At 55.1% G+C, this 25834-nt stretch carries 21 protein-coding genes; 5 read left to right on the plus strand and 16 right to left on the minus strand.

Going from position 1 to position 25834, the window contains the following annotated elements; all coding sequences use genetic code 11:
* Positions 1-271 precede the first annotated feature (271 nt).
* Positions 272-1297: a hypothetical protein gene (locus KF752_00155; protein MBX3419942.1), complete on the minus strand. Its 1026-nt coding sequence runs from the start codon at positions 1295-1297 to the stop codon at positions 272-274.
* A 633-nt stretch (positions 1298-1930) separates the two neighbouring features.
* On the opposite strand from KF752_00155, the gene KF752_00160 reads away from it, so the two are divergent.
* Positions 1931-2965, plus strand: coding sequence for a transglutaminase domain-containing protein (locus tag KF752_00160; protein MBX3419943.1), 1035 nt, complete (start codon positions 1931-1933; stop codon positions 2963-2965).
* 53 nt (positions 2966-3018) lie between these two features.
* Here the strand turns inward: KF752_00160 and KF752_00165 are convergent, their stop codons facing one another.
* Positions 3019-3957: a PmoA family protein gene (locus KF752_00165; protein MBX3419944.1), complete on the minus strand. Its 939-nt coding sequence runs from the start codon at positions 3955-3957 to the stop codon at positions 3019-3021.
* 237 nt (positions 3958-4194) lie between these two features.
* Between KF752_00165 and KF752_00170 the strand changes: the two genes are divergently transcribed.
* The gene (locus KF752_00170) at positions 4195-5094 is read left to right on the plus strand and encodes a hypothetical protein (GenBank protein ID MBX3419945.1); all 900 of its coding nucleotides are present in this window, start codon (positions 4195-4197) and stop codon (positions 5092-5094) included.
* Between the two features lie 111 nt (positions 5095-5205).
* On the opposite strand, the gene KF752_00175 is transcribed toward KF752_00170, so the two are convergent.
* The 9 genes from KF752_00175 to KF752_00215 all read right to left on the minus strand — a co-directional run bounded on the left by KF752_00175 (position 5206) and on the right by KF752_00215 (position 16814).
* Positions 5206-6435, minus strand: coding sequence for an insulinase family protein (locus KF752_00175; GenBank protein MBX3419946.1), 1230 nt, complete (start codon positions 6433-6435; stop codon positions 5206-5208).
* Entirely contained in the window at positions 6416-7660 is a 1245-nt protein-coding gene (locus KF752_00180; GenBank protein MBX3419947.1) for an insulinase family protein, read from the minus strand. The genes KF752_00175 and KF752_00180 overlap by 20 nt, the downstream gene beginning before the upstream one ends.
* A gap of 162 nt (positions 7661-7822) precedes the next feature.
* The gene (locus KF752_00185) at positions 7823-8233 is read right to left on the minus strand and encodes a zinc ribbon domain-containing protein (GenBank protein MBX3419948.1); all 411 of its coding nucleotides are present in this window, start codon (positions 8231-8233) and stop codon (positions 7823-7825) included.
* 96 nt (positions 8234-8329) lie between these two features.
* Positions 8330-8947 (minus strand): nucleotide exchange factor GrpE, encoded by a 618-nt coding sequence (locus KF752_00190; protein ID MBX3419949.1) that lies wholly within the window; start codon positions 8945-8947, stop codon positions 8330-8332.
* A 9-nt stretch (positions 8948-8956) separates the two neighbouring features.
* Complete coding sequence (dnaJ, locus tag KF752_00195) at positions 8957-10114, minus strand: molecular chaperone DnaJ (GenBank protein MBX3419950.1); 1158 nt, start codon at positions 10112-10114, stop codon at positions 8957-8959.
* Between the two features lie 112 nt (positions 10115-10226).
* Entirely contained in the window at positions 10227-11828 is a 1602-nt protein-coding gene (gene groL / locus KF752_00200) for a chaperonin GroEL (GenBank protein MBX3419951.1), read from the minus strand.
* Between the two features lie 174 nt (positions 11829-12002).
* Positions 12003-12302, minus strand: coding sequence for a co-chaperone GroES (gene groES / locus KF752_00205; GenBank protein MBX3419952.1), 300 nt, complete (start codon positions 12300-12302; stop codon positions 12003-12005).
* Between the two features lie 121 nt (positions 12303-12423).
* On the minus strand, positions 12424-14106 hold the full coding sequence (gene groL, locus KF752_00210) for a chaperonin GroEL (protein ID MBX3419953.1): 1683 nt from the start codon (positions 14104-14106) through the stop codon (positions 12424-12426).
* 500 nt (positions 14107-14606) lie between these two features.
* Entirely contained in the window at positions 14607-16814 is a 2208-nt protein-coding gene (locus tag KF752_00215; GenBank protein MBX3419954.1) for a serine/threonine protein kinase, read from the minus strand.
* Positions 16815-17351: 537 nt separating this feature from the next.
* Here KF752_00215 and KF752_00220 point away from each other — a divergent pair.
* The 3 genes from KF752_00220 to KF752_00230 are packed head-to-tail and all read left to right on the plus strand — an operon-like array spanning position 17352 to position 20250.
* The gene (locus KF752_00220) at positions 17352-18416 is read left to right on the plus strand and encodes an FAD-dependent oxidoreductase (GenBank protein MBX3419955.1); all 1065 of its coding nucleotides are present in this window, start codon (positions 17352-17354) and stop codon (positions 18414-18416) included.
* A gap of 44 nt (positions 18417-18460) precedes the next feature.
* Complete coding sequence (gene asnS, locus KF752_00225; protein MBX3419956.1) at positions 18461-19870, plus strand: asparagine--tRNA ligase; 1410 nt, start codon at positions 18461-18463, stop codon at positions 19868-19870.
* The gene (locus KF752_00230) at positions 19870-20250 is read left to right on the plus strand and encodes a diacylglycerol kinase (GenBank protein MBX3419957.1); all 381 of its coding nucleotides are present in this window, start codon (positions 19870-19872) and stop codon (positions 20248-20250) included. Before asnS ends, KF752_00230 begins: the two co-directional genes overlap by 1 nt.
* A 78-nt stretch (positions 20251-20328) precedes the next feature.
* Here the strand turns inward: KF752_00230 and KF752_00235 are convergent, their stop codons facing one another.
* The 5 genes from KF752_00235 to KF752_00255 all read right to left on the minus strand — a co-directional run bounded on the left by KF752_00235 (position 20329) and on the right by KF752_00255 (position 25833).
* Entirely contained in the window at positions 20329-21123 is a 795-nt protein-coding gene (locus tag KF752_00235) for a DUF1295 domain-containing protein (GenBank protein ID MBX3419958.1), read from the minus strand.
* Between the two features lie 184 nt (positions 21124-21307).
* On the minus strand, positions 21308-22360 hold the full coding sequence (locus KF752_00240; protein MBX3419959.1) for a class I SAM-dependent methyltransferase: 1053 nt from the start codon (positions 22358-22360) through the stop codon (positions 21308-21310).
* Complete coding sequence (locus KF752_00245; GenBank protein ID MBX3419960.1) at positions 22357-23643, minus strand: class I SAM-dependent methyltransferase; 1287 nt, start codon at positions 23641-23643, stop codon at positions 22357-22359. The genes KF752_00240 and KF752_00245 overlap by 4 nt, the downstream gene beginning before the upstream one ends.
* A gap of 10 nt (positions 23644-23653) precedes the next feature.
* Positions 23654-24436 (minus strand): DUF1365 domain-containing protein, encoded by a 783-nt coding sequence (locus tag KF752_00250; GenBank protein MBX3419961.1) that lies wholly within the window; start codon positions 24434-24436, stop codon positions 23654-23656.
* Entirely contained in the window at positions 24433-25833 is a 1401-nt protein-coding gene (locus tag KF752_00255; GenBank protein ID MBX3419962.1) for an FAD-dependent oxidoreductase, read from the minus strand. Before KF752_00255 ends, KF752_00250 begins: the two co-directional genes overlap by 4 nt.
* Position 25834 lies beyond the last annotated feature (1 nt).

The raw sequence follows: 25834 nt of genomic DNA on the forward strand, positions 1-25834 counted from the left end.
GAAGGATGGGTGAGTCGGGCAGACTTATCTGATTTTGACGACCAGTTAGGATTATAACATTTGAGCGGTTGGCGTGTGTGCGACAGGGAGTCGGCGTTCACTCACTCACTCATCAACCCAGTCCACTTCAATATCCGCTATTAGCTGCCAGCGACCAGGCGGTTTTCTGAGTGGTGGGGACTTGGGCTCAAGCGCGGCCCAAAATGCCTGGCGATGGTCGGCAATTGGCCAAAGGGCTAGTTTTCTAAGCGGTCTTGCCGAACGCTCGGGATTAGTCGCCGATGTCGTGCTGCAACTGTTTACCCAGGACGTTGTCAATCAGCACCCTGTAGTTCGGACAGCGGCGGTAATCCTTTTCGGCGTGAGTCTTGCCGATCGCGCGACAGTCAACTTGCAGCCAGTGGCAGCTTTCCTGGCATCGACCATCCAGTCCCTTTAGCCCAGCGTAGCCTGCAGCCACAGGATGCACTTGGTCGAATAGTCGAAAGTGTTTTAGAATGGGATCTTGCGAGTTGTACAGATTAACCAGGTATTCGATCGCTACCGGCGCCGCCTCGTATCGACCTCCTGAGCAGTAGGCGTTGCAATCGAAGGCCGGCACAACAAACCCTAGACGCACCGCCGAGGGCGGGCGGAGAGCGGCAGCTAACTGGCATCCATCCAGGGAGCCACCGGCTAGCAAATGCAGGGCACCGCTAATGACGGAACATCCAAAGCTAAAGCCGATTATGCCGCGTACTTCATCGCTGGGCAGCCGGCGCAGAAAATTGGCTAAATGGAAACTCGTAGCCGTAATAGTCGATTGCTTCTGAGACACCAATTGTTTGGGCAACACAGCAGGCGGTCGTTCACTAGGCCAGTTCAGGCTGATTACGCGGATAGGACCGTCTGCCCGCGACACCAATAACTGATACACCACACCTGCGCGGACTCGAGCATCTGCCCAGTCGGTCCGATTGCCGTGAACGTAGATTATGGTCCTGGCTGGATTGGCAGCTATGTCGGCTAAGAGTTCAAGGTGAGCTGAATTCTGCCAGTGTCCTGCGTTACAGCGTGCCACTGGAAGGCTGTCTGAACAGGCAGCGTTTCGCACATCGGTGGCTGAGTTTCGCGAATTGATTTCCCACAATGAGTGCTGGCTGGTGCTCTCCGATTCGAGAGCCGCTCTTGGTGTGCTGACCTGAGATAACTCTACTAATTCGCCCCGATCCTGACCGGTTGCCAGCGACGACGGGCCAGCTGCTGCCAGCAGGCAAGCCAGGGAATATGCCATTAATGAAGTAAACGCGAGTCTCACGTGGTTCTACTTGAGCTATCTGGCCGCCATCGAATTGCACGCCAGAATTCGTTTGTGCTACCTGTATGGAATGTGCGGCTTCAGTACCAGTGGTCGAGTGAGATGTTGAATCTTTCCATCGGTTAGATTCCACTGAATTCCGCTGAATGTTGCTAAATTTCATCATGTTTCGTTTGCACACCGTGTAACAAGAGGTAAGTTTCTCCGGGTCAACATCAAGTCTACCGATTGTCGAAAATGTGCCTGAGGAGCAGATGATGAAAAAGCTAATATTGCTAGGGATCGTATTTACGACAACTTCAGGTTGCGGTCATGGCTGGCTGCCATTTCGACCGTTCCGCGGCGCAATGTGCCGTTCTAGTGGCTGTCAGACCGGAACGCCCGACGCTTATGCAGCACCGGGTTGCGGTGACTGCGGCAATGCCGCAGGATATCCAGGTTACGAGGGCGCGGCCATAGGTGACTCTGGTTACTACGGAGGAGAAGTCGTTGGCGGGAACTACTCCTATGGTGGAACTGTTGTACCGCCCATGAGCAATACTTTGCCCCCACCAGTGGCAAACCCATCGCGGCAGTAATTAAAATGGACGAGTCCGCGTCCGTTGTCTCCCGCACCAATCATTGACATTGACTATGTCTCCCATTCGCCAAGCGCTGGCCGTTCATCTACTGCTGTGGCTAGGCGCTGGAGGCCTAAACCCGATCGCGGCCCAGCAAATCGCGGCTATTGAGTCACCGCTCAAGTATGTTGCGCCCAAGACCTTCGAGATGGTGATTGGCGTGCGCATCACGGCCAGCGAAGGCAGTCTCTTTGAAACATCAGCCCAGACTGTCTTTCCGACTGATTGGCCCGAGCAGACCGTCGAGGTTCTGGATATTCACGTCCCGCGCGGCATGCAGCATTCGTTCCGCGATCTACCCGGCGGCAATCGACAATGGCTATTGGTCGCTCCGCTGATTCAAGCTCCACAGCCCGTTGAAGCCACCATCAAGGTTCGCTTTACCAAGAGCCAAATTGCAGGTCCCGAGGAGACCGCAGAGCTGGTCGCACCGAAACGACCTGACAAGACAATCCGCCAATTCTTATTGCCGAGCCCGCAGATCGATCCCAACTTAGGCGAGATCAAGAAGATCGTCAAACAGATCGACTCGCAGCAGCCCTCCACGGATTGGCGGCGCGTTGAACAACTGTACGACTGGGTTCGCGACAATATTGTTTACACCGAAGGGGATCTCAAGACATTAGCCAAAGCGCTTCGTGAACGCAAAGGTGACTGCGAGGAGATGACTGGAATTTTTGTAGCGCTGTGCCGCGCAGCGCGAGTACCGGCGCGCTGCGTTTGGATTCCCAACCATTGTTACCCGGAGTTCTACCTGGAAGCCTCGGATGGGCGGGGTTACTGGTTCCCATGTCAAGTCGCTGGCACGCGTGCCTTTGGCAGTATGCCCGACTATCTTCCGATCCTGCAAAAGGGCGATCGCTTCAAAATCCCTGAACGCCCGGAGACGCTGCGATATTTGTCCGACTACTTGACGTCCAAGAAGGTTACTAGCAAGCGTGATCCCAAAGTCGAGTTCATTCGGCAGCTGTTGGGGGACGCCGCCAATCTGCCTGCACCCGATCAGGCTGGGCAGGCAAATCTACAACCTCAGTTTTCCACGCCCTAACACGTATGCCTGCAACGCCTCACTAGCACACCAGGCGCATGGCAAACTGCCGATCAAAGTGCCACGGGTTCCGAATTGGCAAATTCATCGTTGATCTTCTGCAAAACCTGCTGGTCTGAAATACCTCGGTGCAGCAAGACTCGGTAGCGCAGCTTGAGTGCTTCAGAGTCTTTGAGTACTACGCCCGAACCCGATTCGGAGCCGCCCACAAACTGCTGCTCACCAAACGGATTGGCGGCGAACAGCCCATACGTACGCACGTGCCAGCGATGCGGGAAGTTGAACGAGCTGGGGTGGCAAAACATGGCCACGCCGTAGGTCTTCTCGCCGACGGGGCCGGTGTAATTGACCCAGGCCGCCCGCTGTCCCCAGGCCAGCAGATTGCTTTTACCTTCGCTATTGACGATTCGGCCGCCCTTACCTGCATCGACCTTCATCGTCTCCGCCACCCGTACTGCAAAGGAGCCCTCTTTGGTATCGCCAAAGTGCACCTCCCCAAACTCAGCGTCCAATACGATATCGAAGTCGATCCAGCGCATGTCCTCGTCGGCATGGAAGGTCATCCTGCGTCGTTCCGTGAGTACCTTTTCGCCATCATTCTTGATCCACAAGTTCACGCTGCCGATTACCGCCTGCGGGCCGGATTCGAGAGTGGTAAACTCCTGATGGACAACTGTACCTCCTTTGTGCCAAAAATCGCTGCCATTGACGGCACCGTGCGTGAACCACAGCGAGCGATGGTGGGGATGATCCCGCTTTTCCCCGGCAGTGTCGGGAAGCATTGGATAGTCTCGTGTCAGCTTTACATTATCTGGCCCCAACAATGGCCACAGAATGGGGCTAGGGCGGGCGGTCAAGTATTGAGTGATGAGTTGACCATTCCACAGCACGCGAACTCCAGCGTCCTCTTTCTCCAATTGAAACTGTGCCCTGGCTGCTGGCATCCAAGTCAACAACCACATCAGCGACGCCAAGCACAACGGAAGTCTCATCACATTACTCCAGCAACAACACAACACTATAGGTATCTTTTTCGAATTCCCCGACGATGACGCATTATAATCCAGTCCACTTTGAAAACCCAGTGCAGACCAACCCGCAATTAATTTCGCTGATTACTGGCCTAGCCATACCAAGAGCCCTTAGAATAGTGTAGAACCGAAGCCTAGCAGGTGAAGCAATCGCTGGCAGGCTGACAAGTAGGAAGTGGCCGTCAGCGAGGAGCATTTATGGCTCGACTGTTCAACAAACTGCGTCCATCGTTCGCTCGCCGCCGTGCGAACGCCGAGGTTAGGTACCGAACGGCAGTGCCTTGTGGCAGCGCTGCATTGTCGGACGACAAGCTGCAATTCCATCAACAACAGTTATTGCATTTGGTTACGCACCGCCAACTGAGTGACCATCAGCGCCGCGGCTTGAGCTTTCTGGTCGGCCATCAAACCATCGCCTGCTCGCGGCTGATGAAAGGCGTCAATTTCGTGCGCTCATCAGCGGCTGACTTGCAGACCATGGCCGAGTTGTACGACCAGCATTTCTTAGGCGGCCATTGCTTGGCGCTAGCCCGGAATTGCGGATTGCATTTTCGCTGGTCCTCGCGAATGACGAGCAATGGCGGCAAGACGGTGCGGACCGTTCGCATGGATCATCGACTAGGACGGCGCGTCATCAACTACGAAATCGTTCTGTCTGGTCCGCTGTTGTTTCAGACGTTTAGCGATTTAGAACGGCCAATCCGGGTCACTGGCGCTTTATGCAGCAATCGCCTTCAAGCCATGCAACGAATCATGGAACACGAGTTGGTCCATCTGATCGAAATGCTATTATGGAACGAGAGTTGTTGCGCTGCACCCAGATTCCAAGCAATCGCTGGCCGGCTATTCGGACACTCGGAACACAAGCACGATTTAATCACCCAACAAGAGCGGGCAGATCGCAAGTTTAACGTGCGAGTGGGTACCCGAGTCTGCTTTCAATTCGATGGTCGGCTGCATACCGGCACGGTCAATCGTATTACTCGCCGCGCCACAGTCCTGGTGGTCGATCCTGCGGGACAGCTTTACGAAGATGGACAGCGATATAGCAAGTACTATGTGCCACTTGCTCAGTTGGCGCCAGCGGTAACGCGGTGAGCTGTGAGATGGCTTTCGTAGCGCTGCGGGCTAGACTGTTAGATCTCGGGGCTGTCCAGGCTCTGGCGCGCGTCGCTGCCTGCATATCTGCCCATGCTCTGGCGCGTGTCGCTAGTCGGATTCTTGGTCGCTGACCACGCATACGCGGGCGTGTGGCAAGCTAAGCGTGCGCTGGGCGATGCTGCGGATGTCATCGAGGGTTACAGCGGCGTAACGTGCCAAGACAACATCCAACGGTTCGTAGCCCCGATGGTTAAGCCAGCTTTGGCCCACAGCGAATAGGCGATTGCCCGGCCGTTCATCGGCTAAAATCAGGCTACTGGAAATCTTGCTGCGAGCCAACTCCAGCTCGCGCTCGCTGACACCATCGAGCGCTACCTTCTGCAGAACATTAGCAAAGATTGCTTGGTTAGCAGCCATATCATCCGGTGCACAGCACAGGTAGCTCAACACACAGCCGCATTCGTCGAAGAAGTGCGGCCAAAGCGCGGCCGATTCTGCCCGACCAGTGTCAATCAATTCCCAAAACAGGCGACTGCCGGATTCATCGCCGATTATCGAACACAACAGCCGCAGGGCATATCGTTGAGAATCGTTGCTGTCCAATCCCGGCCAGCCGCAGATGCTATACTGCTGATGCGCAGCTTGGCGACGAATGGTCACCTGATTGGGTTGATAACGCGGCTTGCCATGTTTGCGCATTACCGGCCTGTTGGGCCAGTGGGCGGTGGCTCGCAGGGTATATTCAATCAGCGCATCGCAATCGACTTGGCCACTGGCCACCAGGAACATATTGTCAGCCGAATAGTGTTGCGCATGGTATTCCCGCATCTGATCGGCCGTCAGATCCGAGACCGATTCGGTTGTTCCCAAAACGCGAGTCGCCAGCGGATGCAAGCCGAACAGTTGTTCCAACACAACTTCAAACGCTCCGTAAGGTGGCTGATCGTCATACATGGCGATCTCTTCTAAGATGACCTGTTTTTCCGTCTCGAATTCCGCAGCGTCCAGCGCGGGCTGCATCAGGTCGGTCAGTAAATCCAAACAAGGCTGTTGGCACTCGGGCAGCACACTGGCGTAATACACTGTCGATTCTTCAGATGTAAAGGCGTTAGACTGCGCGCCCATGTCGTCCAATTCACGATTGACGTCCTCGGCAGACCGCCGGGCTGTCCCTTTGAACACCATGTGCTCCAGGAAGTGGCTTACGCCTGCCAATTCCGCCGTCTCATCGCGGGCGCCGGTGCGAACGAACCAACCCAGCGAGGTTGTCAGGGCCGTGGGATCGCGCAGGATCACGATTTGCGGCGCACCGTCAGTCTTATGAGTGATCAATTCCATTGGGCAAATCCAAAGGTTGCGAACCGACGGTGACTAGCGAGAAATTCTGCGGTATGTGTTGATGGAAGTATTGCACCAGACCATCGGTCGTCAACGCGTCGATGCGGTCGCAAACTTCCTGACGATCGGGCACGCGGCCCAGATAGTACCAATCGCTGGCGATTTGGCTGCTGCGTGCCACCGACGACTCCTGCTCGAATACCAGCGAACTCTTGATGCGTGTCTTCAATCTTAGCAGTTCGTCGTGGCCGATGCCGGATCCCAACGAATGAATGCAGTCTAGCAACACCTGCAATGTCTCCTCGGCGCGGCTGGTGGTGGTACCCGCATAGCACAACACGCTGCCTTGACCTGCCAATGAAAAGCAGCTTGCAAATACGGAATACACCAACCCGCGTTTGTCTCGCAGTTGAGTAAACAGACGGCAACTCATGCCATCACTCAGAATGCCCACCAGCGCGCGAGCGTCGTAGTACTGGGGATCGTCGTAGGCTGCGCATTGGTACGCTAAGGCAATGTGCGTCTGACTGGAACCATGATCAACATGTCGGCTGCCAAATTTGGGCTGAAGGCCCGGAAGCTGAGGCGGTTCAGGACCTCGCCAGGCCGCCAACTCACGCTCCACGTTATCACACAGTTCGTGCCAATCGAAGCGTCCAGCCACCGCCAATATACTGCCGGACGGAGTATAGTGCGAACGAACGTAGGCCTGGACGGCAGCTTGATCGGCGGCTGCCAATCCCGCATGTGTCCCCTGAGCAATCCGCCCATAGGGCACAGGAAATCGAAAACGCTTTAGTTCGCTAAAACATCGATGCGATGGCTCATCTTCCAATGCCCGTAGGTCTTGCAGACACAGGCTGCGCGCGTCCTCCAACTGTGGTTCTGGCAAGTGAGGCTGCTGAACCAACTGGCCATACAGCTGAAGCACCTGCGGCAGCACTTGGCTAGGCATGGCGCAGCTGAAGCTGGTATGCGAGCTAGTGATGGCGCTCGACCGCTCGGTGCCCAATGCATCCAACTGCTCCATGAACTGGCGACTATTCCAGGGACCACAACCGCGCTGCGCCATTTCGGCGGTCAATGCCGCCAGACCTTCGCAATGATTCGGCTCGAAGCACGTTCCGGCTGGCACCATGAATGTAAATGCCGCCGAACGCAGCCATGGCATCGGCTCAGCCAGCAGAATCAAGCCGTTGTCAAATTGTCGATGCAAGAGTGCCATTAAACATTTAATCTGTAGCTGTGTGTGCGAATCGTGGGGTGGGTGCAGCGAGGCTTGCGTGAACGGTGCGGCTAGAAGCCATGTACTTCAGGGGCAATAAAGATCGTTCAAATGCAAATCACCTCGTCCCCCAAGCAGCCGACCGGTCACGTGAAAGACCACCTATTTTTGGGCTGAACTTCCGCCGTCGCTTCCGCGCCGCTTGGATTTTCCTTCCTTGGAAGCCGCACTGTTACCAGACGAGCTTGCGATTGCTTGGCCGCTGGACGGACTCGATTTCGCAGTGTCGCCGGCGGTGGACTTGTCGCCGGACTTTGCTGAATCGCCGGATTTTCCGGCGGAAGTTTCAGAACTGGACTGCTCGGCAGCGGCCGCTTTCTTGTAGCCTTCGCTGCGATAGTCGGTTTGGTAAAAACCTGATCCCTTGAAGACGATGGCTGCGCCTGTCCCCAACAAGCGCCGCAGCTTGAGCTGCCCGCACTGTGGACATTTTTTTTTCTTGGGATCATTGATGCCTTGGTACAGTTCGAACTTATGATCGCAAGCGTCACATTGATAATCGTAAGTTGGCATTACAGCTACTCTGAGATAGGCCGGTATAAGTTGTTCTTGAGCAATCCGAGTTGGCTTAAGCTCTCTGTGAAGTCTAGGGCAAAATCTGCATGAGCATTAGCCGGGGCCAGGGCCAGTACTAACGATGACGCTACTGGGGCGCACAACGCGGTCATGCAGTATGTAACCTACGGCCACTTCATGAGCTACCACACCTGAGGCGTGCTCTTGACTGGGCATCTGAGAAATGGCCTCATGATAGTTGGGATCAAAGTCTCGACCGAGCGATCGGATGGGTTGGCAGCCATACTTGGCCAGGACGCTTTCAAACTGCCGCAGCACTAACTGCACGCCTTCTAACAGTGCCTGCCCGCCGGCGGCATTGGATTGCGCATCTTGACCAGCTGCCTGTGTCGCGCGATTGAGGTTATCAATTACATCCAACAGATCGCGAACCAGCGGCAGGTTGGCATATTTGAGCTGTTGATCTGACTCACGCCGCATCCGCTGTCGAAAATTTTCCAATTCGGCTTGGGCCAGCAAGACTTGATGCTCGGCGTCGGCCAACCGGGTTTCCAACGACAGTTTGCCGTCACTCAATTCTTCGATGACGCTCTCCACACCATCGTGGAGGGCTTGATCGATCGACGCAGATTCTACGTCGCTACCGCGTGGCTGGTGCTTGCTGTCCTCAGGTACAACCTCATGGGACTGTGATTGTTTGTGATGAGACATACGATGCTCCTAGGTCGACTGTGCGGACTGGCCTTCTTCGTCAGTCCGGAAATATTGCATCACGCGATCGAAAAACGATCGACGCTGAGGTGTTACATGCTCTTCGTCCAGCGAAGCCAATTTGCGAAGCAGTTCTTCCTGCTGCGGGCTTACCTTCTTGGGAATCTCCACAAAGGTATGCACCAACAAGTCGCCACGCATTCTGGAACGTGGATCGGGCATCCCCAAACCGCGCAGCCGAAAGACTTCGCCACTCTGCGTACCAGCCGGGATGTCAATCGCCCTTGGACCACTCAACGAGGGTATCTCGATGACCGTCCCCAGCACGGCCTGACTGTAGCTGAGCGGCAACTGGACGATCAGATCGTGGCCTTCGCGCTTGAAAATACGATGTGGTCGAATTTGAATAAAACAGTAAGCATCACCTGCTGGTCCGCCGTTCGGGCTTGGCTGCCCCTCGCCGTTGAGGCGGACACGCATTCCATCATCGACTCCAGCAGGTATCTGCACTTCCAACGCAACTTCGTCGGGTAGCGCGCCATCGCCGCCGCACTCCTGGCAGGGCGTGGTGATAACTCGACCGTTGCCGTGACATTGTGGGCAAGTGGTCTGCACACGCAGAATCCCTGTGGCCTGAACGATCTGCCCCGCCCCTTTACAGCGGGCGCACGTCTGAGGCTGAGAACCGGGGGCCGCCCCGGAACCGCTGCAAGTTGCACACTTGGTATGCCGAGTCAACTTGATCTGCTTACTGCAACCAGTCGCGGCCTCTTCCAATTCCAAGGTCACATCACACCGCAAATCGGCACCGCGTCGTGGCCTACTCCGCGAGCGGCCGCCACCGCCGCCAAACAGATCTTCAAAGATCGTGCCCCCGAACATGTCGCCGAAAGCTTCGAAGATGTCGCCTACATCGCGAAAGCCTCGGGCCTGGCCATCCACGCCCGAATGTCCATACTGGTCGTAGGCCGCTCGCTTCTGAGCATCCGACAGCACTTCGTAGGCTTCAGCGCATTCTTTGAATTTGTCGATGGCATCTTGATCATCGGGATTGCTATCCGGATGATACTTGATGGCCAATCGTCGATACGATTTGGATATTTCAGCCGCCGTGGCGGTGCGGCTGACTTGCAGCACTTCGTAATAATCGCGTTTGGTGCTGGTCATAACAGTGCCGACTGAGTTTCAGAACTGCAGAGGTATCGTTGTTAACTCAAGAGGCCACTCCTTGGGGAAGTGGCCTCATGGAATTGCGGCAAGGAAACTGAGACTGCTAAGATTAAGCAATCGCGCCCTCAACTCGCTTGCCCTTATCTTCTTTGTCAAAGTTGGTCACGAGTGCCTCGGTTGTCAACAGCAGTCCAGCGATGCTGGCTGCGTTGGCGAGAGCTGTGCGTGTTACCTTGACGGGATCGATGATGCCCGACTTCAGCATATCAACGTACTCGCCCCGGTTGGCATCGTAGCCAATGTTCAGCGCCTTTTGGCTAACTTCGTCAACCACCACAGAGCCATCAATGCCCGCGTTGTCGGCGATTTGCCGCATGGGGGCAGACAGGCTTCGCAGCACGATATCGGCACCGATTTTTTCATCACCCTTGCACTTGCCAATCGCTGCTTGGACAGCTTCCAGACAGCGCACCAGCGCTACGCCACCACCGGGTACAATCCCCTCTTCCATGGCAGCTCGCGTGGCATGCAGAGCGTCTTCGACACGTGCCTTTTTCTGCTTCATGTCAGCTTCTGTCTCGGCACCGACACTGATGACCGCAACGCCTCCGGCTAACTTAGCCAGCCGCTCTTGCAGCTTCTCCCGATCGTACTCGCTGTCGGTTTGCTCGATCTGCGCACGAATCTGAGCGACGCGCTGGTCAATAGTGGCCCGCGTTCCGCCACCTTCCACAATGGTGGTATTGCTCTTATCCACCGTCACCTTCTTAGCACGTCCAAGCTGCTCCAGCGTCACGTTCTCAAGCTGAATACCCAGGTCTTGACTGATGAACGTACCGCCGGTTAGTGTAGCGATGTCGCCCATCATCGCCTTGCGACGATCTCCAAAACCTGGTGCCTTGACCGCACAGACCTTCAGCGTGCCACGCAGCTTGTTGACAACCAGCAGGGTCAACGCTTCAGCATCGACATCTTCGGCAATAATTAACAGCGGACGTCCGCTCTGGCTGACCTTCTCCAGGATCGGTACCAGTTCACGAATGTTGCTGATCTTCTTTTCATACAGCAAAATCAATGCGTTATCAAAGGTGCAGGTCATCGTACTAGGCTCGTTGATGAAGTACGGCGACGTGAAGCCCTTATCGAACTGCATCCCGTCTACGTACTGGACGGTCGTTTCTGCAGTCTTGCCTTCTTCAACGGTGATAACGCCATCTTTACCAACCCGCTCCAGCGCATCGGCAATCAACTCGCCGATTTGCATGTCGTTGTTGGCGCTGATTGCACCCACATGAGCCACCTGTTTGTGGTCTGCAACTGGCTTGCCCAGCTCATGCAGTCTTTCGACTGCTGCTTCTACGGCTTTCTCAATGCCGCGACGAATAGCCGTCGGATTGCTGCCGGCCACAATGTTTCTCAAGCCCTCCTTGAAAATCGCTCGGGCCAGAATCGTAGCCGTGGTGGTTCCATCGCCGGCCAGATCACTGGTCTTCTGGGCGACCTCGACCACCAACTTGGCCCCCATATTTTCAAAACGATCCTCCAATTCGATCTCCTTGGCCACGGTGACCCCGTCTTTGGTAACCGAGGGACCGCCAAAGCTCTTATCGATAATTACGTTGCGTCCAGTCGGCCCCATCGTGACCGCGACTGCGTCCGCCAACTTCTCCACGCCCCGCAGCATCCGGGCGCGAGCGTGATCTTCAAACATAAGCTGCTTAGCCACGCGTTTGATCCTTATCTGAAATTGTTTCGAAATTCTATTTTTTGTTCACTGCAGCTACTGCCGATTGGCTGTCAGCCGCCTACCCTAAGTTCACAGCTGAACATTCTTAATCGTCGAGACCGGAGTCGCCAGCGATCAGAACCTTCAGCGATCGCAGCACTAGGCCAGAACCTTGGCCAAAATATCGCTTTCCCGCAATATCTTGACTTCTTGGCCATCGATCTCGATATCGCTTCCACCATACTTACCGTAAATCACGACATCACCAACCGCTACCGATAACGTACCGCGATTGCCGTTATCCAGCAGCTTGCCAGGACCAACCGCCACGACTTCGCCGCGCTGCGGCTTTTCCTTGGCAGAATCAGGCAGCACAATGCCACCGGCAGTGGTCTCTTCGGCGTCCTGAGGGCGCACAACAACACGATCATCTAGCGGACGAAGCTTGATTTTAGACATAGTCAGGAGTTCCCCTAAAAGTTGAGTTTGTTTAGTTAGTTGTCTTCAGTGATTGACTCGCTTGAAAATCCGCTGTCGCCAACGATGGCCGACGACAGCGACCGACTTGACCCCAGGCGGCCTACATCATGCCGCCCATGTCCATGCCGCCCATGCCGCCCATACCACCCATGCCACCACCCATACCATGGTCGTGGTGACCTCCCGCTTCAGGCTCTTCTTCCTTAGGAATTTCGGTGATCAGCGATTCGGTGGTCAGCAATAGCGAAGCCACGCTGGCAGCGTTTTGAAGCGCGGTGCGAACAACCTTAGCGGGGTCAATCACGCCAGCCGCAACCAGATCGGTATAGCAGTCGGAGTTGGCGTCATAGCCTTCGGTCTTGGTCTTTTGCTGACGAACTCGATTAACAACAACCGCACCATCAGCGCCAGCATTGTTCGCAATGGCTCGCAGCGGGCAATCCAGCACGTTCTGAATGATGGTGGCCCCCATCTTTTCGTCGCCCTCCAGGGCCAGCTTCTTGAGCGTCGCCTCACAGCGAATCAATGCCACACCACCTCCGGGCACGATACCTTCTTGCAATGCCGCCTGCGTGGCAGACTTGGCATCGTCCAATAGCGCCTTACGCTCCTTCATCTCGGTTTCGGTTGCGGCACCGACCGAAATCTGAGCCACCCCTCCAGCCAGCTTAGCCAAACGCTCTTGCAATTTCTCGCGATCGTAGTCGCTATCAGTCAGCTCAATCTCGCGCCGAATTTGCGCCGCACGACCTTCGATAGCATCTTTCTTACCAGCACCACCGACCAAGACGGTCTCTTCGCTAGTAATACGCACCTTCTTAGCACGCCCCAGATCGCTCAGCTTGACACTCTCCAAGTCGATGCCCAAGTCCTTGAAAATTACCTGACCACCGGTCAACACGCCCAAGTCGCCCAGGATTGCCTTGCGACGATCGCCGTAACCAGGGGCCTTAACGGCACACACGCTCAGAATTCCGCGCATCTTATTGACCACCAACGTAGCCAGCGCTTCACCGTCAACGTCTTCGGCAATGATCAGCAACGGCTTTTTGGACTTACTGATAGCTTCGAGCAGCGGAATCAATTTCTTATTAGCACTGATCTTTTCCTCAAACAACAGAACATAGCAATCCTCCAACTCGACCGCCACCTGATCTGCGTTGGTCACAAAGTGCGGAGACAGAAAACCACGATCGAACTGCATGCCCTCAACGACCTCGACGGTCGTTTCACTGCCGCGGCCCTCCTCAACGGTGATGACCCCATCCTTACCAACCTTCAGGAAGGCATCGGCCAACACATCCCCAATGGTTGGATCGTTGTTACCAGCGATCGTAGCGACCTGCTTGATCTCCTTCTTACTCTTCTCGTCGATCTTCTGGGACATTTTGGTGAGCGCTTCAGACACTTCAGCCACGGCCTTGCTCATACCGCGCGACAGCGCCATCGGGTCGGCACCAGCTGCGATCATCTTCAGGCCCTCACGAAAGATGGCCTCTGCTAACACCGTAGCGGTGGTAGTGCCGTCGCCGGCCACATCGTTCGTCTTACTGGCCGCTTCCTTGACTAGTTGCGCACCCAGATTCTCATAGGGGTCATCCAAGTCGATATCTTCAGCAACGGTCACACCATCTTTAGTGACCTTCGGGGACCCCCAACCCTTATCCAAAACCGCGTTTCGGCCCCTCGGACCGAGAGTGCTACGCACTGCCCGCGCTAGCTTCGACACACCGGCCAACAGCGATTGCCGGGCCTCATCGTCAAACACCATTTGCTTTGCCACGTTCAATTTCCTCCAACAGTGAATCTCAATCTCGCCAGCGCACGACTCTCTGTAGGCGCAGCGCCAGACTGGCAGTTACCCAAGAACTTCCGCCTCTAATGCAAAGCCCGTGCCAAGACTGGCCTGAAGCAACATCATCCTGTACCCACCAAGCATTTCTCGACCAAAATCGCTTGCTACCCCAAGCCAGATCAGTTGCTTGCCAAATTGACAGGCTGAATTGATGTGCGAATAGGCTTTCAGCTTTTCGGCCGAAGCAGATCGCGAGAAATACTGCGCAACGCTGCGGCCTGGCCAAGCAGACAGACACTCATTCTGGGTGGCACGCTTCGACTCCACGTTGATATGAGGCGAATGCCAACCCTAGGAAACTTTCCAAGGCAAGAATTTGGCAGAGCTGCAGGCTTCGGCGCTCCCTGAGAGTCTAGGCCAAGTCATTTTCCGAGATTTCTCGTGTACCCTGACGTTGGGTTATTTGACGGCTGACGAGCTACAACTTGCTAAACCAGGGGCCGTCCAGATGGGGTCGAATCAGGCGACTCGGGATCAAATACACTTGCATATTGATTGAGGGCTCGCAGCAGCCACTGATGAGCCTTGAATGACACGACCAGTCCAACCAGGGTCAGCACCACCAACAGCAATTGCAATCCGCGAGTTGCGACTGAACCCACCATGGTCAACAGCCCCAAAGCAATTAACGGCACAACAGCCGAAAGCACCAGATAGACGCTCGCCCGACGGCGCAACCATTCGGCTCGAATTTCAAACGACGCATCGCGCATCGTCGGCGAGATAATCTGGGGGTAGTAGACCAGCGTAGTGAGTAGTGAAACTCCAAAAAACGGATAGATCAGGGCCATGCCTCCACAAACCGCTAGGCTCATAAAAAAGTGCATGAAATCGCCCCAACCGAAGTCTGGCTGGTAGAGCTGCATGGTGATCGGAAAGATCAGCCCGAACACGAGCCACATGCCACCACTGATGACCGCCGCGCGATGACCAAATTTCCACACCCAGTCAATATCCGAGTCACGCGCAGCCAGGTTCTGCGACGCGCGTTGGAGAGCCTGTCGTACTTTCCAGCAAAAACAAACTAACAGGATGCCACCGGTAGAAAAGGCGATGATGTTCAGCAGTGTTGAACTAGCCGCAAAGAAAGGCAGCAGGCGTTCGAACTTGCTTATAATCGCCTGCTCATTGTAACTGTAGTTCAATGCACCGGCCGGGCCATTGGTTGCAAAAATGATTACCGCCGTTACCAGTAAAACCGGCAGTTGCAACAATCGCTTCTGAAGGGTTCCGTCTTCTGGCGCAAATCGTCCGACCAATTCAGGATGCTGCGCAAGTTGCAGACGAGTCGAAAATTCGCGGCAGTTGACCGGACGCTGCTGAGGATCTTGATGGAGCGCATGTCGCAGGACGCGCTCGAGCCACTGGCCTGCCGCGCTGTTGTCGGCGCGGTACGAGGAGAGTGGCTGCATTCGCGCCTCGACCTGCTGCTGGACTGCAGACCGTCGCGTATCCGAACCCTCTACAGACCAAGGACGTGTCCCCTGCCAAAATTCCCAAAGCACGATGGCCAAGGAATAAAGATCGGAACGTTGATCGAGCTTGGGCCCGGGCGATTCCAGGCTGGCTGCCAGCAACTGTTCCGGCGACATATAGGCTAGCGTGCCGCCAACGCGTGTATCAATCTCATCGCCGACTCGTAGCACGCTTACATTGAAGTCGGCTAACTTGGGCTGACCTTCTGGCGAAAGCAGAATGTTGGCCGGTTTGACATCGTAATGATAGACTCCCCGATCATGCGCAGCCTGTAATCCATTGGCCAGTTGAGCCCCTAACCAAGCTGTGGTGGCTGCCCAATTCATTTGTTTCAAGGGTGACTTGCCACGCTCGGGTGGAATTTGCTGGACTTCCACCAATGCTTCATCGATGACTCTCAGTAGTTCCGCGCCGTTTAATTGTTGGATCGGACATGCGCGCGTTTCCCGGATGACTCGAGCCAACGTGCCACCCAGAATGACCTGCATATACAACAGGTGAATATCTAGTTCCGCGATGCGCCGCTGATCGTACACCCGCACGATGTTTGGATGGTCCAGCTGCGACAACAATTGCGACTCATCGGTAACTCGCGAAGAAACTTTGAGCGCTACCAGACGTTGCATCGACTCTTGGCGCGCCAAATAGACCTGCGCAAAGGCACCCCGACCCAGCGTGCGAATAATATGGAAATCGTCCAACGTCTGTCCGGCTTCCAACCCGGGTATGTATGATCCAACGCTCCAGTGCCGCGTACTCTGCTGTTCCCAGCGAAAGTCAGCCAGTGCATCAGCCCACCGTGGAAACCTGTGTTGATACTCCATCAGCGTTGGCGACTGGCCACTGTCGCGACGCACTTGCAGCTCCTCCAGGACCAAGTCGATTGGAATTCTGTCTGGCCCCAGCCATTTGCCGCAGCTCGGCAAATAAAAATCCAACAAGCGAACTTGGCCATTTTCAGCGGCCGAATTCATATCCCGCTTGACCAGCTCAATCAGCACAAATCGCTGCACCTCAATGCCGCCGGTGGGTAGCAAATCCAGAAGCTGCTCAGCCTGAGCTACCGGGAGAATGGCTTGCGCTCGTCCTACACACGTCTCAAGCTGCTGAAACGTGGTTAATAGCGTGTGTTCAAGCGACAGCAGCTCGGTGCGATCCATGACAACGCTGAAGGCCTTGAAATACTCAAATTACTACGGAACAAGCAGCCTCCGCGAGGCTGCTCGAGCGGCATCTAAAGTATACCAAATCTGCCGCTGGTGCTTAATGAATTCCCCTTGGGAATCCTGAACATTTTCGCGACTCAGTCGACATGCCAAACTCCGAGCCGACACCTGCCGCAGCGCCGTCAGCCAATCATCTATATCATGGACCCTCAGCCTGCGTGACTTGCAGCGTTGATCATGCCCCGGAGCGTCGCCTGAGCTGGCCGTAGCGTCAATGGTGACATGTGACGACGGTGATGGTCAGTCAGGAGTCTCGAATTAGCGGATTGTAGAGCACACCGAAGATGCGAGGTAGCTGCAGCTTTGCATCGCTAACTGAGCGAGATAGGGAAAATCGCTTGTAGCCCAAGCCAACCGCCTGATCGGTCTGGTTGTGGCACGGTCAAGCCTTATAATCATCCGTTTCTGAAAACTCATACGACCAGCGTGGCGCATGAGTTGTCCCGCAATATGGAAGCGTCAGGGGAACTAATGAGTGACATCGAGAAGACCGTAATTATTGGCAGTGGACCAGCCGGATTTGCTGCAGCCATCTATGCGGCACGTGCGAACCTCAGGCCGCTGCTGTTCGAGGGAACGGTCAAGCCAGAAATGATTCCGCTCGGCCAACTGGCGTTCACCACCGAAGTAGAGAATTATCCAGGTTTTCCGGCCGGCAACGTCCGGGCTTATGTTGAAAGTGCGGTGGATGCGGATCGTCACTGGAATCTGCCACCGGTTCCCACAGGTCACCAGCGCGATGGCGTGCCGCATTATGCCGTGCAAGGCGTCGAGTTGATGGAGTTGATGAAGCAGCAAGCCTTGAACTTTGGCACGCGCATCGTCGGCGACGATATCGTGGATGTCGATTTCTCTGGCCCAACGCATCAGCTCGTGCCTGCTAATGGCCCGCCGGTCTTAAGCCACACGGTGATCGTGGCTACCGGCGCTCGAGCCAATTGGCTGGGCTTGGAGTCAGAAGAAAAATACAAGAACCGTGGAGTTAGCGCTTGCGCGGTGTGCGACGGTGCGATTCCCATTTATCGCCGTAAGCCACTGGCTGTGATTGGCGGAGGCGATACAGCGGTGGAAGAAGCCAGCTACCTGGCCAATTTGGACGGTGCTGACACGATCTACTTGGTGCATCGCCGTGACCAATTGCGTGCCTCGAAAGTCATGCAGGATCGGGCACTGAACCATCCGAAAATCAAGTTGGTGTGGAACAGTACGGTGGATGAGGTTCTGGGCGACGATAAGCAAGTTACGGGCATTCGGTTGCGCTCAACTGTTGATCATACGACCAGCATTCTGCCAGTGGCAGGAATGTTTGTGGCCATTGGCCACACACCCAACACCGCTTTTCTGAAAGGCAAATTGGAAATGCAACCTAACGGGTATATTAAATGGAGTCGTCCGTTTCGCACCAATACAAGCGTACCGGGTGTATTCGCAGCCGGTGACGTGGCCGACGATTACTATCGTCAAGCCATCACCAGCGCCGGTACCGGCTGTATGGCGGCGCTCGATGCCGATCGCTACTTGGCCGAGCAGCACTAAGCAGCGCGGAATTTCGTACGTCTCTCCAGGAAGGTTGGCTCGTTATGAATGCTGCGGCAAATATTTATCCATGGTCCAGCGTGACTTCAGTTCGTCAGACCTCGGCCATCGGTCGCCAAGTGGAAGTGCGCGGCTGGGTGCGAACGCGCCGCGATAGCAAGGCTGGTTTCAGTTTTATTGAGCTGAATGACGGCAGTTGCTTTGGTAACCTGCAAATTGTGGCCCAGGCCGATTTGGATAACTACGATTCAGTGATTTCGAGTTTGGCCGTAGGCAGTTCGATCGTGGCCCAGGGTACTATCCAGGCAAGCCAGGGCGGTGGTCAGGCCACCGAGTTGCTGGCCAGTGCTGTGCGGCTGATCGGTGATGCACCCAGCGATTTTCCGCTGCAGAAAAAGCGGCACTCGTTTGAAAAGCTTCGCGAATGGGCGCACCTCCGCCCACGCACCAACTCGTTTGGCGCCTTAACGCGTGTCCGCAATCAATTGGCATTCAGCGTACATCAATTCTTTCAAGAAGAGGGTTTTTATTACGTCCACACGCCCATCATTACCGCCAGCGATTGCGAGGGAGCTGGGCAGATGTTCCGCGTGACGACGCTGCCGATGGATCGCCTGCCGATCAAGGATGGCAAGGTAGACTACGCCCGAGATTTCTTCGGCAAGCCAGCCTTCCTGACGGTGTCTGGACAATTGGAAGGCGAATGCTACGCAACCTCCGTGGGACGCTGCTATACATTTGGGCCTACGTTTCGTGCCGAGAACAGCAATACTACTCGACATCTGGCCGAGTTCTGGATGGTGGAGCCCGAAGCGGCCTTCTTCGAGCTAGCCGACAACATGGCGCTGGCAGAAAGGTTTATCAAACGCTTGCTGGCCGACGTCATGCAACATTGCTCCGAAGACATGGCGTTCTTCGAAGAACGCGTGCAGCCAGGAATTTCCCAGGCACTACAGTTGGTGATGGACAAGCCGTTTGAACATTTGACATACACTCAGGCAATCGACATTCTTTTGAAGTCCGGTCAGCAGTTTGAGTTTCCGGTCACGTGGGGGGCCGACTTGCAAGCCGAGCATGAGCGCTATCTGACGGAAAAACATGTCCAAGGACCGCTGATCCTGCACGATTACCCCAAAACCATCAAACCGTTTTACATGCGTTGTAACGCGGATGACAAGACCGTGGCGGCCATGGATGTGTTGGTGCCGCACGTGGGAGAGATCATCGGCGGCAGTCAGCGCGAAGAACGTTTAGATGTTTTACTGCAGCGTATGGACCAGATGAATTTGCGTCCCGAAGACTATTGGTGGTACGTCGATCTGCGCAAATACGGATCGGTGCCTCACAGCGGCTTCGGTCTTGGTTTGGAACGAGTGGTCCAGTGGGTCACAGGTATGTCGAACATCCGCGACTGCATTCCGTTTCCGCGCACGCCTGGCTGGGCGGAGTTTTGATGGCGATGCTCACGCATTGGCGAAAAAAGTTTCGCTGCGCCTTTCACGGTTTGTGGCTGGGAGTTTCCGGCCACAGCAGTTTTTGGGTTCACCTACCCGCCACGGCAGCGGTTGTATTGGCCGCTTGGTGGCTGGAATGCAGCGGCTGGCAATGGTCGGTCTTGGCTGTGTGCATCGGGCTGATTTGGAGCCTGGAATTGCTCAATAGCTCGATCGAGCATCTGGCTCGTGGATTGTGCACTCAGCAGAATGTCGAAGTTGGCAAAGCGCTCGACACCGCCAGCGCCGCAGTATTGATAGCATCCATGATCTCCGCCGGCATCGGCCTGAGCATCCTCGGTTCTCGGCTGGCAGAGTATTTAGGCTATTGGGGCGGGTAGCTGCGTTTTCCCAGACGCGGGTTGCCATCTTGGTCTCCACCCTCAGACGAGCCTGGCCACCGTCGAGGCTCTCGCCGGTCAGGCGATATCGCGACGGGGCCCAGGGAAGAATGCGTTGGTGCGACGTTGGTAGGCGGCGTACGCTGGTCGTCGAGTCGTGATGGTTCTTTCGAGCAGCGTGACGCCCGAGACCTTCAGCAGAAAGTAAGACATGAGTAGCGGACTGGCGATAGTCCAGGCAGCTCCGCCGGCAGCAGCAATCAAGTAGATTCCCCACCAGATACAGAAGTCGCCGAAGTAATTGGGATGCCGAGTGTAACGCCATAATCCGCGATCCATGACTTGTCCACGATTGGCGGGGTCTCGCTGGAATCGAGCCATCTGCCAGTCGCCTAGCGCTTCAAAGAACAGCCCGATACACCACAAACTCGCGGCAAACCAGTCAAGTCCAGAGAGGAACGATGCCTGTGAAGCGGCAACCTGTGAGGCACCTACATCTTGCGAGATGGCCGCAGCGCCGGCGACATGGATTGCAACCAGTATTGGCATGGCTACGAACCATAGAATTACGCTCTGCAACCAAAAAACGGTCAACAAGCTCAGCCACCAGAAATGGGGTCCGTGATGCTGGCGCATGGCCTGATAGCGTCGGTCTTCGCCGTGCCCCAAATTTCGCCACAACAAGTATGCCGATAGCCGTAGTCCCCAGACTGTCGTCAGCGTCACCAACAACCAGACACGGGCCGTTGAGCTAGCTTCCGGGACAGACCACACCGCGAACCAAGCCAGAACCACGAAACCGCTTCCCCAAAAAGGATCTACGATACTCGCGTCGCGCCTCACAACGCTCAATAGCCACAGCCCAGTCATCATTGCCAGCACAACAGCCAGCGATGCCAACAACAGATGGTGCAATGGAATCATTTCAGGACTGCCTCACAATTTCTTCAGACGTTAGTCGCGCCGCCACGATGGTGTACCAGGCGCCACCATCGGCAGACGGTGGAACTCAGATCGCCATCGACTGGCGACGGTAGTTACCCTTGGACTCCACGCTTTACTGGGTTTGATTAGGCTGGAGTACCACTTGTGTTACGAACCATTGCGATCCATGGTCATAACCAAACAGTTCCGCGACCGACATGAAAAACATGCGCCATCGATGAAACCAACGCGCGGCGGATTGACGACCGTACGTGTTCACCAAAATTGGCCAGACCTCGCTTCGCCGAGCGTCTAGGTTAGCCAGCCAAGCGTTGGCCGTCCGTTGGTAGTGACTGCCAGGCCAATTCAATTGACTGACCACGTGCATGTGCTCACCAAAGTTCCGCAACAGATTCTCGGAGGGCATAATTCCTCCGGTAAAGAAATATCGCCCCATCCAGTTGGCTTCCCCCTCGCTCTCAAATGGATAAGCGAATTCGCGATGGCAAAAGTGATGGACGAACAACTTGCCTTCCGGCTTGAGCCACCCGCTGATGCGTTTCAGTAGAAGCTGGTAGTTACGCATGTGCTCGAACATTTCGATGGACACGACACGCTCAAACTGATTCGATTCTGTATCGAATTCGTTCATGTCGGCTGTGATGACTTGCAAATTCTGGTATCCACGCAGGGCTGCCTGGCTTTGGATGTATTGTCGCTGCGAGGCCGAATTGGAAACGGCCGTGATTTGACTACGTGGATGAAAATGAGCCAGCCACAATGAAAGCGAACCCCAGCCGCAGCCGAGCTCTAATACCCGCTGGCCATCTCTCAGATCAGCCAGTTGACAAGTATCCTGAATGGCTTTGGACTCGGCATCATCCAGCGACATTGTTTCGCTGGTAAACAAACAGGAGCTGTATTTTCGATGACGACCGAGTACTGCCGCAAAAAACTCGGATGGCAATTCATAGTGTTGCTGGTTAGCCTTTTCGGGTACCGGCGCTATGGGCCCAACGCACATGGTAGCCACAAAGTCCCGTAACGATCGCTGATTAGCCGTCGGGCTGCCATGATCACACTCCCTCAATCGCTGTCGGCATAGCCGTCGAATGGCAGCCCGAACTACTCGGTCCGGTACCACTCCACGTTCAACGGCGTCGATACTGAACGACAGAACACTCATGTTTCCAGCGCTCCTATTCGGCAACTGGGTTTGTCAAATCGCACCTGTACGACTCCAATATAGCGTTCCTCAAACGCGGCTTCGCAGTAGCACAAATAATAATTCCACAGTCGAATAAAGCGTTCGGAGTAGCCCAGCCTGCGAACTTCTTCGAGCTGTGCTTGGAACCGCTCTCGCCAGTGGCGCAACGTTCTGGCGTAATGCAGACCGAAATCTTCTGCCTGACTGAAGCGAAAGTCGGTGACGCTGGCGACAGACTTCAGCATGGCAGCCATCGATGGTAGGCAGCCTCCAGGAAACACGTACTTTTGTATAAAGTCCACTGATTTCAAATACTGAGAGTATCGGCGATCCGGCATCACAATTGCCTGCAAGATACACGAACCATCGGGCTTGAGCAGCTCGGCACACTTGCGAAAAAACATGTCCAAATAGCGATAGCCTACGGCTTCGATCATTTCCACCGAAGCCAGTTTGTCGAACTTGCCTGTCAAATCGCGATAATCCTGCAATCGCACTTGAACGCGATCCCTCAGACCCGCTTGGTCGATGCGCTGACTGGCCACTTCAAACTGCTGCTGCGAAATCGTAACGGACGTCACCCGACAGCCGTACTGCGACGCAGCGTGGATTGCTAACCCCCCCCAGCCTGTACCAATCTCAAGTAGGTGATCACTCTGCCGTAGTTGAAGACTGTGACAAAGTCGGTCCATCTTCTCGATCGAGGCTTCATAAAGGGTACTGGTTGGCGTAGGAAATATACCGCTGGAATAAGACAGAGTGTCGTCCAGCATCAGCCGAAACAAATCATTACCCAAATCATAGTGTGCGTGAATATTGCGACGGCTGCCGGAGCGGCTATTGGCGTGCCACCAGTGATAAACGCGGTTGACCCACTGCGACATTCGCGAAACTCCTCGATCCAGCCGATCGGCGGCATCGATGTTTCGTACAAAAATACGAAAGAACTCAGTTAAATTGTCACAATCCCATTCACCGCACAGATAGGATTCGGCAACCGATAGACTGCCACCCAGTAGCGCATGTTGAAAAAACTCGGGGCGGTGAACATGTACGGCCGCCGACAGGTCTCCGGGCTCTCCCAGTTGTTGTGTTTCCAGACCATCTCGAAGGTCGACAGTTCCGCCACGCAGTGCCCGCAACTTGTGACACAACAGCCGCTTGGCAACCCGCCCGGCCAGCGAAATTCGGTTGGGTTGAGTTCCGCTGCAGTCTACACCCTCGTGCGGAACTGCTATCTTTTCAATGCCAATGCTATTCATAGACTGGGTTTCACCGATTAGAGGCTCGAAAGGAACTATTTGGGCCTGTGCCTGGATGCGGCACGAATGGGACTCGCTTGAGCCACAGTCGCAATGCCTGCCAGTAGATGCCGACTAGTATCTGCAAGGTCATCAGCGGATATCTGAGCAGCGCTCGAGCCAAATGCCAACGTGTCAATGCAACTCGGCTCAGCATCAGTGTCGCATCAAACACTGTTGTTTGGGTGTCGCTGCTTTGCAGATTCTCAATGTGAATGCTCAGTCGCTCACCAAGCTCCGATATTCGCCAGCGGTACATCATCTCCATTGGCATGAAGGGAGAGACGTGAAATTGTTTAGGCTGCTGGAGGAAGTTGGAAGCCAGGTGATCTGAAAAATCGAGCACATAGCAATACTTTTCGTTCCAGGGCGTATTGTTCACTTCGGCGACAACCACTTCGACCTGCTGTCCGGCTTGATCGAAACAGTAGTAAAAGCTGACGGGGTTCATGGCCAAGCCGAAATAGCGAAAGCTGGTTAGCAAACTGATGGGACCACTCGGACGTCGGCCAATCCGCTGCTCGACCAGTTCACGCACAGATTCATCCAACGGCTGTCGCGGATCCCCCAAATAATCGGCTCGTCGAAATCGAGCAACTGCCGGCCAACGTGTTGACCAGATACCGCGTCGGCCAAACAGTCCATCCAACTCAGCCAAGTCGACGCAGATCAGGAACAGCCGATAGGCAAAACTATGGTACACTGGAGCAAACCGCCGATGCCGCACTGTTCCTTCATACAGACAACTTCTCATGGGCGCGAGCTCTTCCGCCTCAATTTGGCAGTATGAGTCAATCGTGAATCGCTAGGACGATTGTGCCTACGGCCGACTAGCGCCGCGCCAGACGCCTGCCGCGACTGCAGTGAACCAAGGTGGTTTGAATGCAACCGGCTGGACGCGGTGATCGCTTCACAAACCCGCAATGCGCTGACCACGCCATCTTCATGGAAGCCGTTACCCCAATACGCCCCACAGTACGATGTTCGGTTGGCCACGAGCAATTCTTGGTGACGCGACTGAGCAATGGCGCGGCGAACCGTAAAGACCGGGTGATGATATTCGATTTGTCGCAGGACTTTCGCTGCCTCAATTAACTCATGGCTATTAAGTGTTACGTTAAAGGTATGCGACGATCGGATATGCTGCAGGATATTCATGCAGTAAGTTACACTTGCCGATTGTGCAATAGCATCCGAAGGTTGGCCAGAGAAATGATAATTCCAGCTCGCCCAAGCCCGTCGCCGCTTGGGCAGAACCCGGCGATCGGTATGCAGCAGTGCGACGTTTCGGGAGTATGGAAACTCTGACAAAACCTCCCGTTCGGTCCGTGTAGGGTCGCTGAGCATACCCAAGGCTTGGTCGCTGTGGCAGGCCAGTATTACGTGATCGAAACGCTCTGGCGGACGATTGGCCGGCGTGACCTCAACGCCATCCTCTGTGCGGCGAATTTGTTGGATCGACCAGCCTAAACGCACTCGATCGGCAAATCGGCTGGCCATCCGCCCGACGTAGGTTCGGGAACCACCGTCGATGACTCGCCATGTCGGCCGGTGACGGACACTCAGCAGTCCGTGGTTCTTGTAGAACTGGACGATGAAGCCAATAGGAAAATTCATGAAAGCTCCGAGCGGGCATGACCAAATGGCTGCTCCCATTGGCAGTAGATAATGCTCGGCGAACTCGCGCGAGTAGTCGTGCCGCGCGAGATACTCGCCGACCGTGGTCTCATCATGGTCACAACCTTGTAGCACTTGCTCGGACGCCTGACGATTGAATCGCACAATGTCAGCCAGCATGCGATAGAAACTGGGTCGCCATAAATTGCGGCGCTGGGCGAACAGACCATTGAGCGATGATCCGTTATATTCAAGATCTGCAGCTTCGCAACGCACGCTAAAGCTCATCGTTGTTGGACGCGACTGAACACCCAACTCATCCAGCAGTTCCATGAAACGCGGGTAGGTCCAGTCGTTGAAGACAATAAAACCAGTGTCGATAGCGTAGTGCCGACCATCCAGTTCGACATCGACCGTGTTGGTATGCCCTCCCAGGTAGTCGTTAGCCTCAAACAGCGTAATGTTATGCTGAAGGCAGAGCCGATAGGCTGCTGTGAGTCCGGAGATTCCGCCTCCAATGATCGCGATCTTCATC

The sequence above is a fragment of the Pirellulaceae bacterium genome (genome assembly GCA_019636385.1).
GTDB lineage: Bacteria > Planctomycetota > Planctomycetia > Pirellulales > Pirellulaceae > Aureliella.

What these genes read in the sequence shown, in the direction of transcription:
- KF752_00160 (MBX3419943.1), top strand. Translation starts at nt 1,931, where the DNA reads ATGTCTCCCATTCGCCAAGCGCTGGCCGTTCATCTACTGCTGTGGCTA.
- KF752_00165 (MBX3419944.1), bottom strand. Translation starts at nt 3,957, where the DNA reads ATGAGACTTCCGTTGTGCTTGGCGTCGCTGATGTGGTTGTTGACTTGG.
- KF752_00170 (MBX3419945.1), top strand. Translation starts at nt 4,195, where the DNA reads ATGGCTCGACTGTTCAACAAACTGCGTCCATCGTTCGCTCGCCGCCGT.
- KF752_00175 (MBX3419946.1), bottom strand. Translation starts at nt 6,435, where the DNA reads ATGGAATTGATCACTCATAAGACTGACGGTGCGCCGCAAATCGTGATC.
- KF752_00180 (MBX3419947.1), bottom strand. Translation starts at nt 7,660, where the DNA reads ATGGCACTCTTGCATCGACAATTTGACAACGGCTTGATTCTGCTGGCT.
- KF752_00185 (MBX3419948.1), bottom strand. Translation starts at nt 8,233, where the DNA reads ATGCCAACTTACGATTATCAATGTGACGCTTGCGATCATAAGTTCGAA.
- KF752_00190 (MBX3419949.1), bottom strand. Translation starts at nt 8,947, where the DNA reads ATGTCTCATCACAAACAATCACAGTCCCATGAGGTTGTACCTGAGGAC.
- dnaJ (MBX3419950.1), bottom strand. Translation starts at nt 10,114, where the DNA reads ATGACCAGCACCAAACGCGATTATTACGAAGTGCTGCAAGTCAGCCGC.
- groL (MBX3419951.1), bottom strand. Translation starts at nt 11,828, where the DNA reads ATGTTTGAAGATCACGCTCGCGCCCGGATGCTGCGGGGCGTGGAGAAG.
- groES (MBX3419952.1), bottom strand. Translation starts at nt 12,302, where the DNA reads ATGTCTAAAATCAAGCTTCGTCCGCTAGATGATCGTGTTGTTGTGCGC.
- KF752_00215 (MBX3419954.1), bottom strand. Translation starts at nt 16,814, where the DNA reads ATGGATCGCACCGAGCTGCTGTCGCTTGAACACACGCTATTAACCACG.
- KF752_00220 (MBX3419955.1), top strand. Translation starts at nt 17,352, where the DNA reads ATGAGTGACATCGAGAAGACCGTAATTATTGGCAGTGGACCAGCCGGA.
- asnS (MBX3419956.1), top strand. Translation starts at nt 18,461, where the DNA reads ATGAATGCTGCGGCAAATATTTATCCATGGTCCAGCGTGACTTCAGTT.
- KF752_00230 (MBX3419957.1), top strand. Translation starts at nt 19,870, where the DNA reads ATGGCGATGCTCACGCATTGGCGAAAAAAGTTTCGCTGCGCCTTTCAC.
- KF752_00235 (MBX3419958.1), bottom strand. Translation starts at nt 21,123, where the DNA reads ATGATGACTGGGCTGTGGCTATTGAGCGTTGTGAGGCGCGACGCGAGT.
- KF752_00240 (MBX3419959.1), bottom strand. Translation starts at nt 22,360, where the DNA reads ATGAGTGTTCTGTCGTTCAGTATCGACGCCGTTGAACGTGGAGTGGTA.
- KF752_00245 (MBX3419960.1), bottom strand. Translation starts at nt 23,643, where the DNA reads ATGAATAGCATTGGCATTGAAAAGATAGCAGTTCCGCACGAGGGTGTA.
- KF752_00250 (MBX3419961.1), bottom strand. Translation starts at nt 24,436, where the DNA reads ATGAGAAGTTGTCTGTATGAAGGAACAGTGCGGCATCGGCGGTTTGCT.
- KF752_00255 (MBX3419962.1), bottom strand. Translation starts at nt 25,833, where the DNA reads ATGAAGATCGCGATCATTGGAGGCGGAATCTCCGGACTCACAGCAGCC.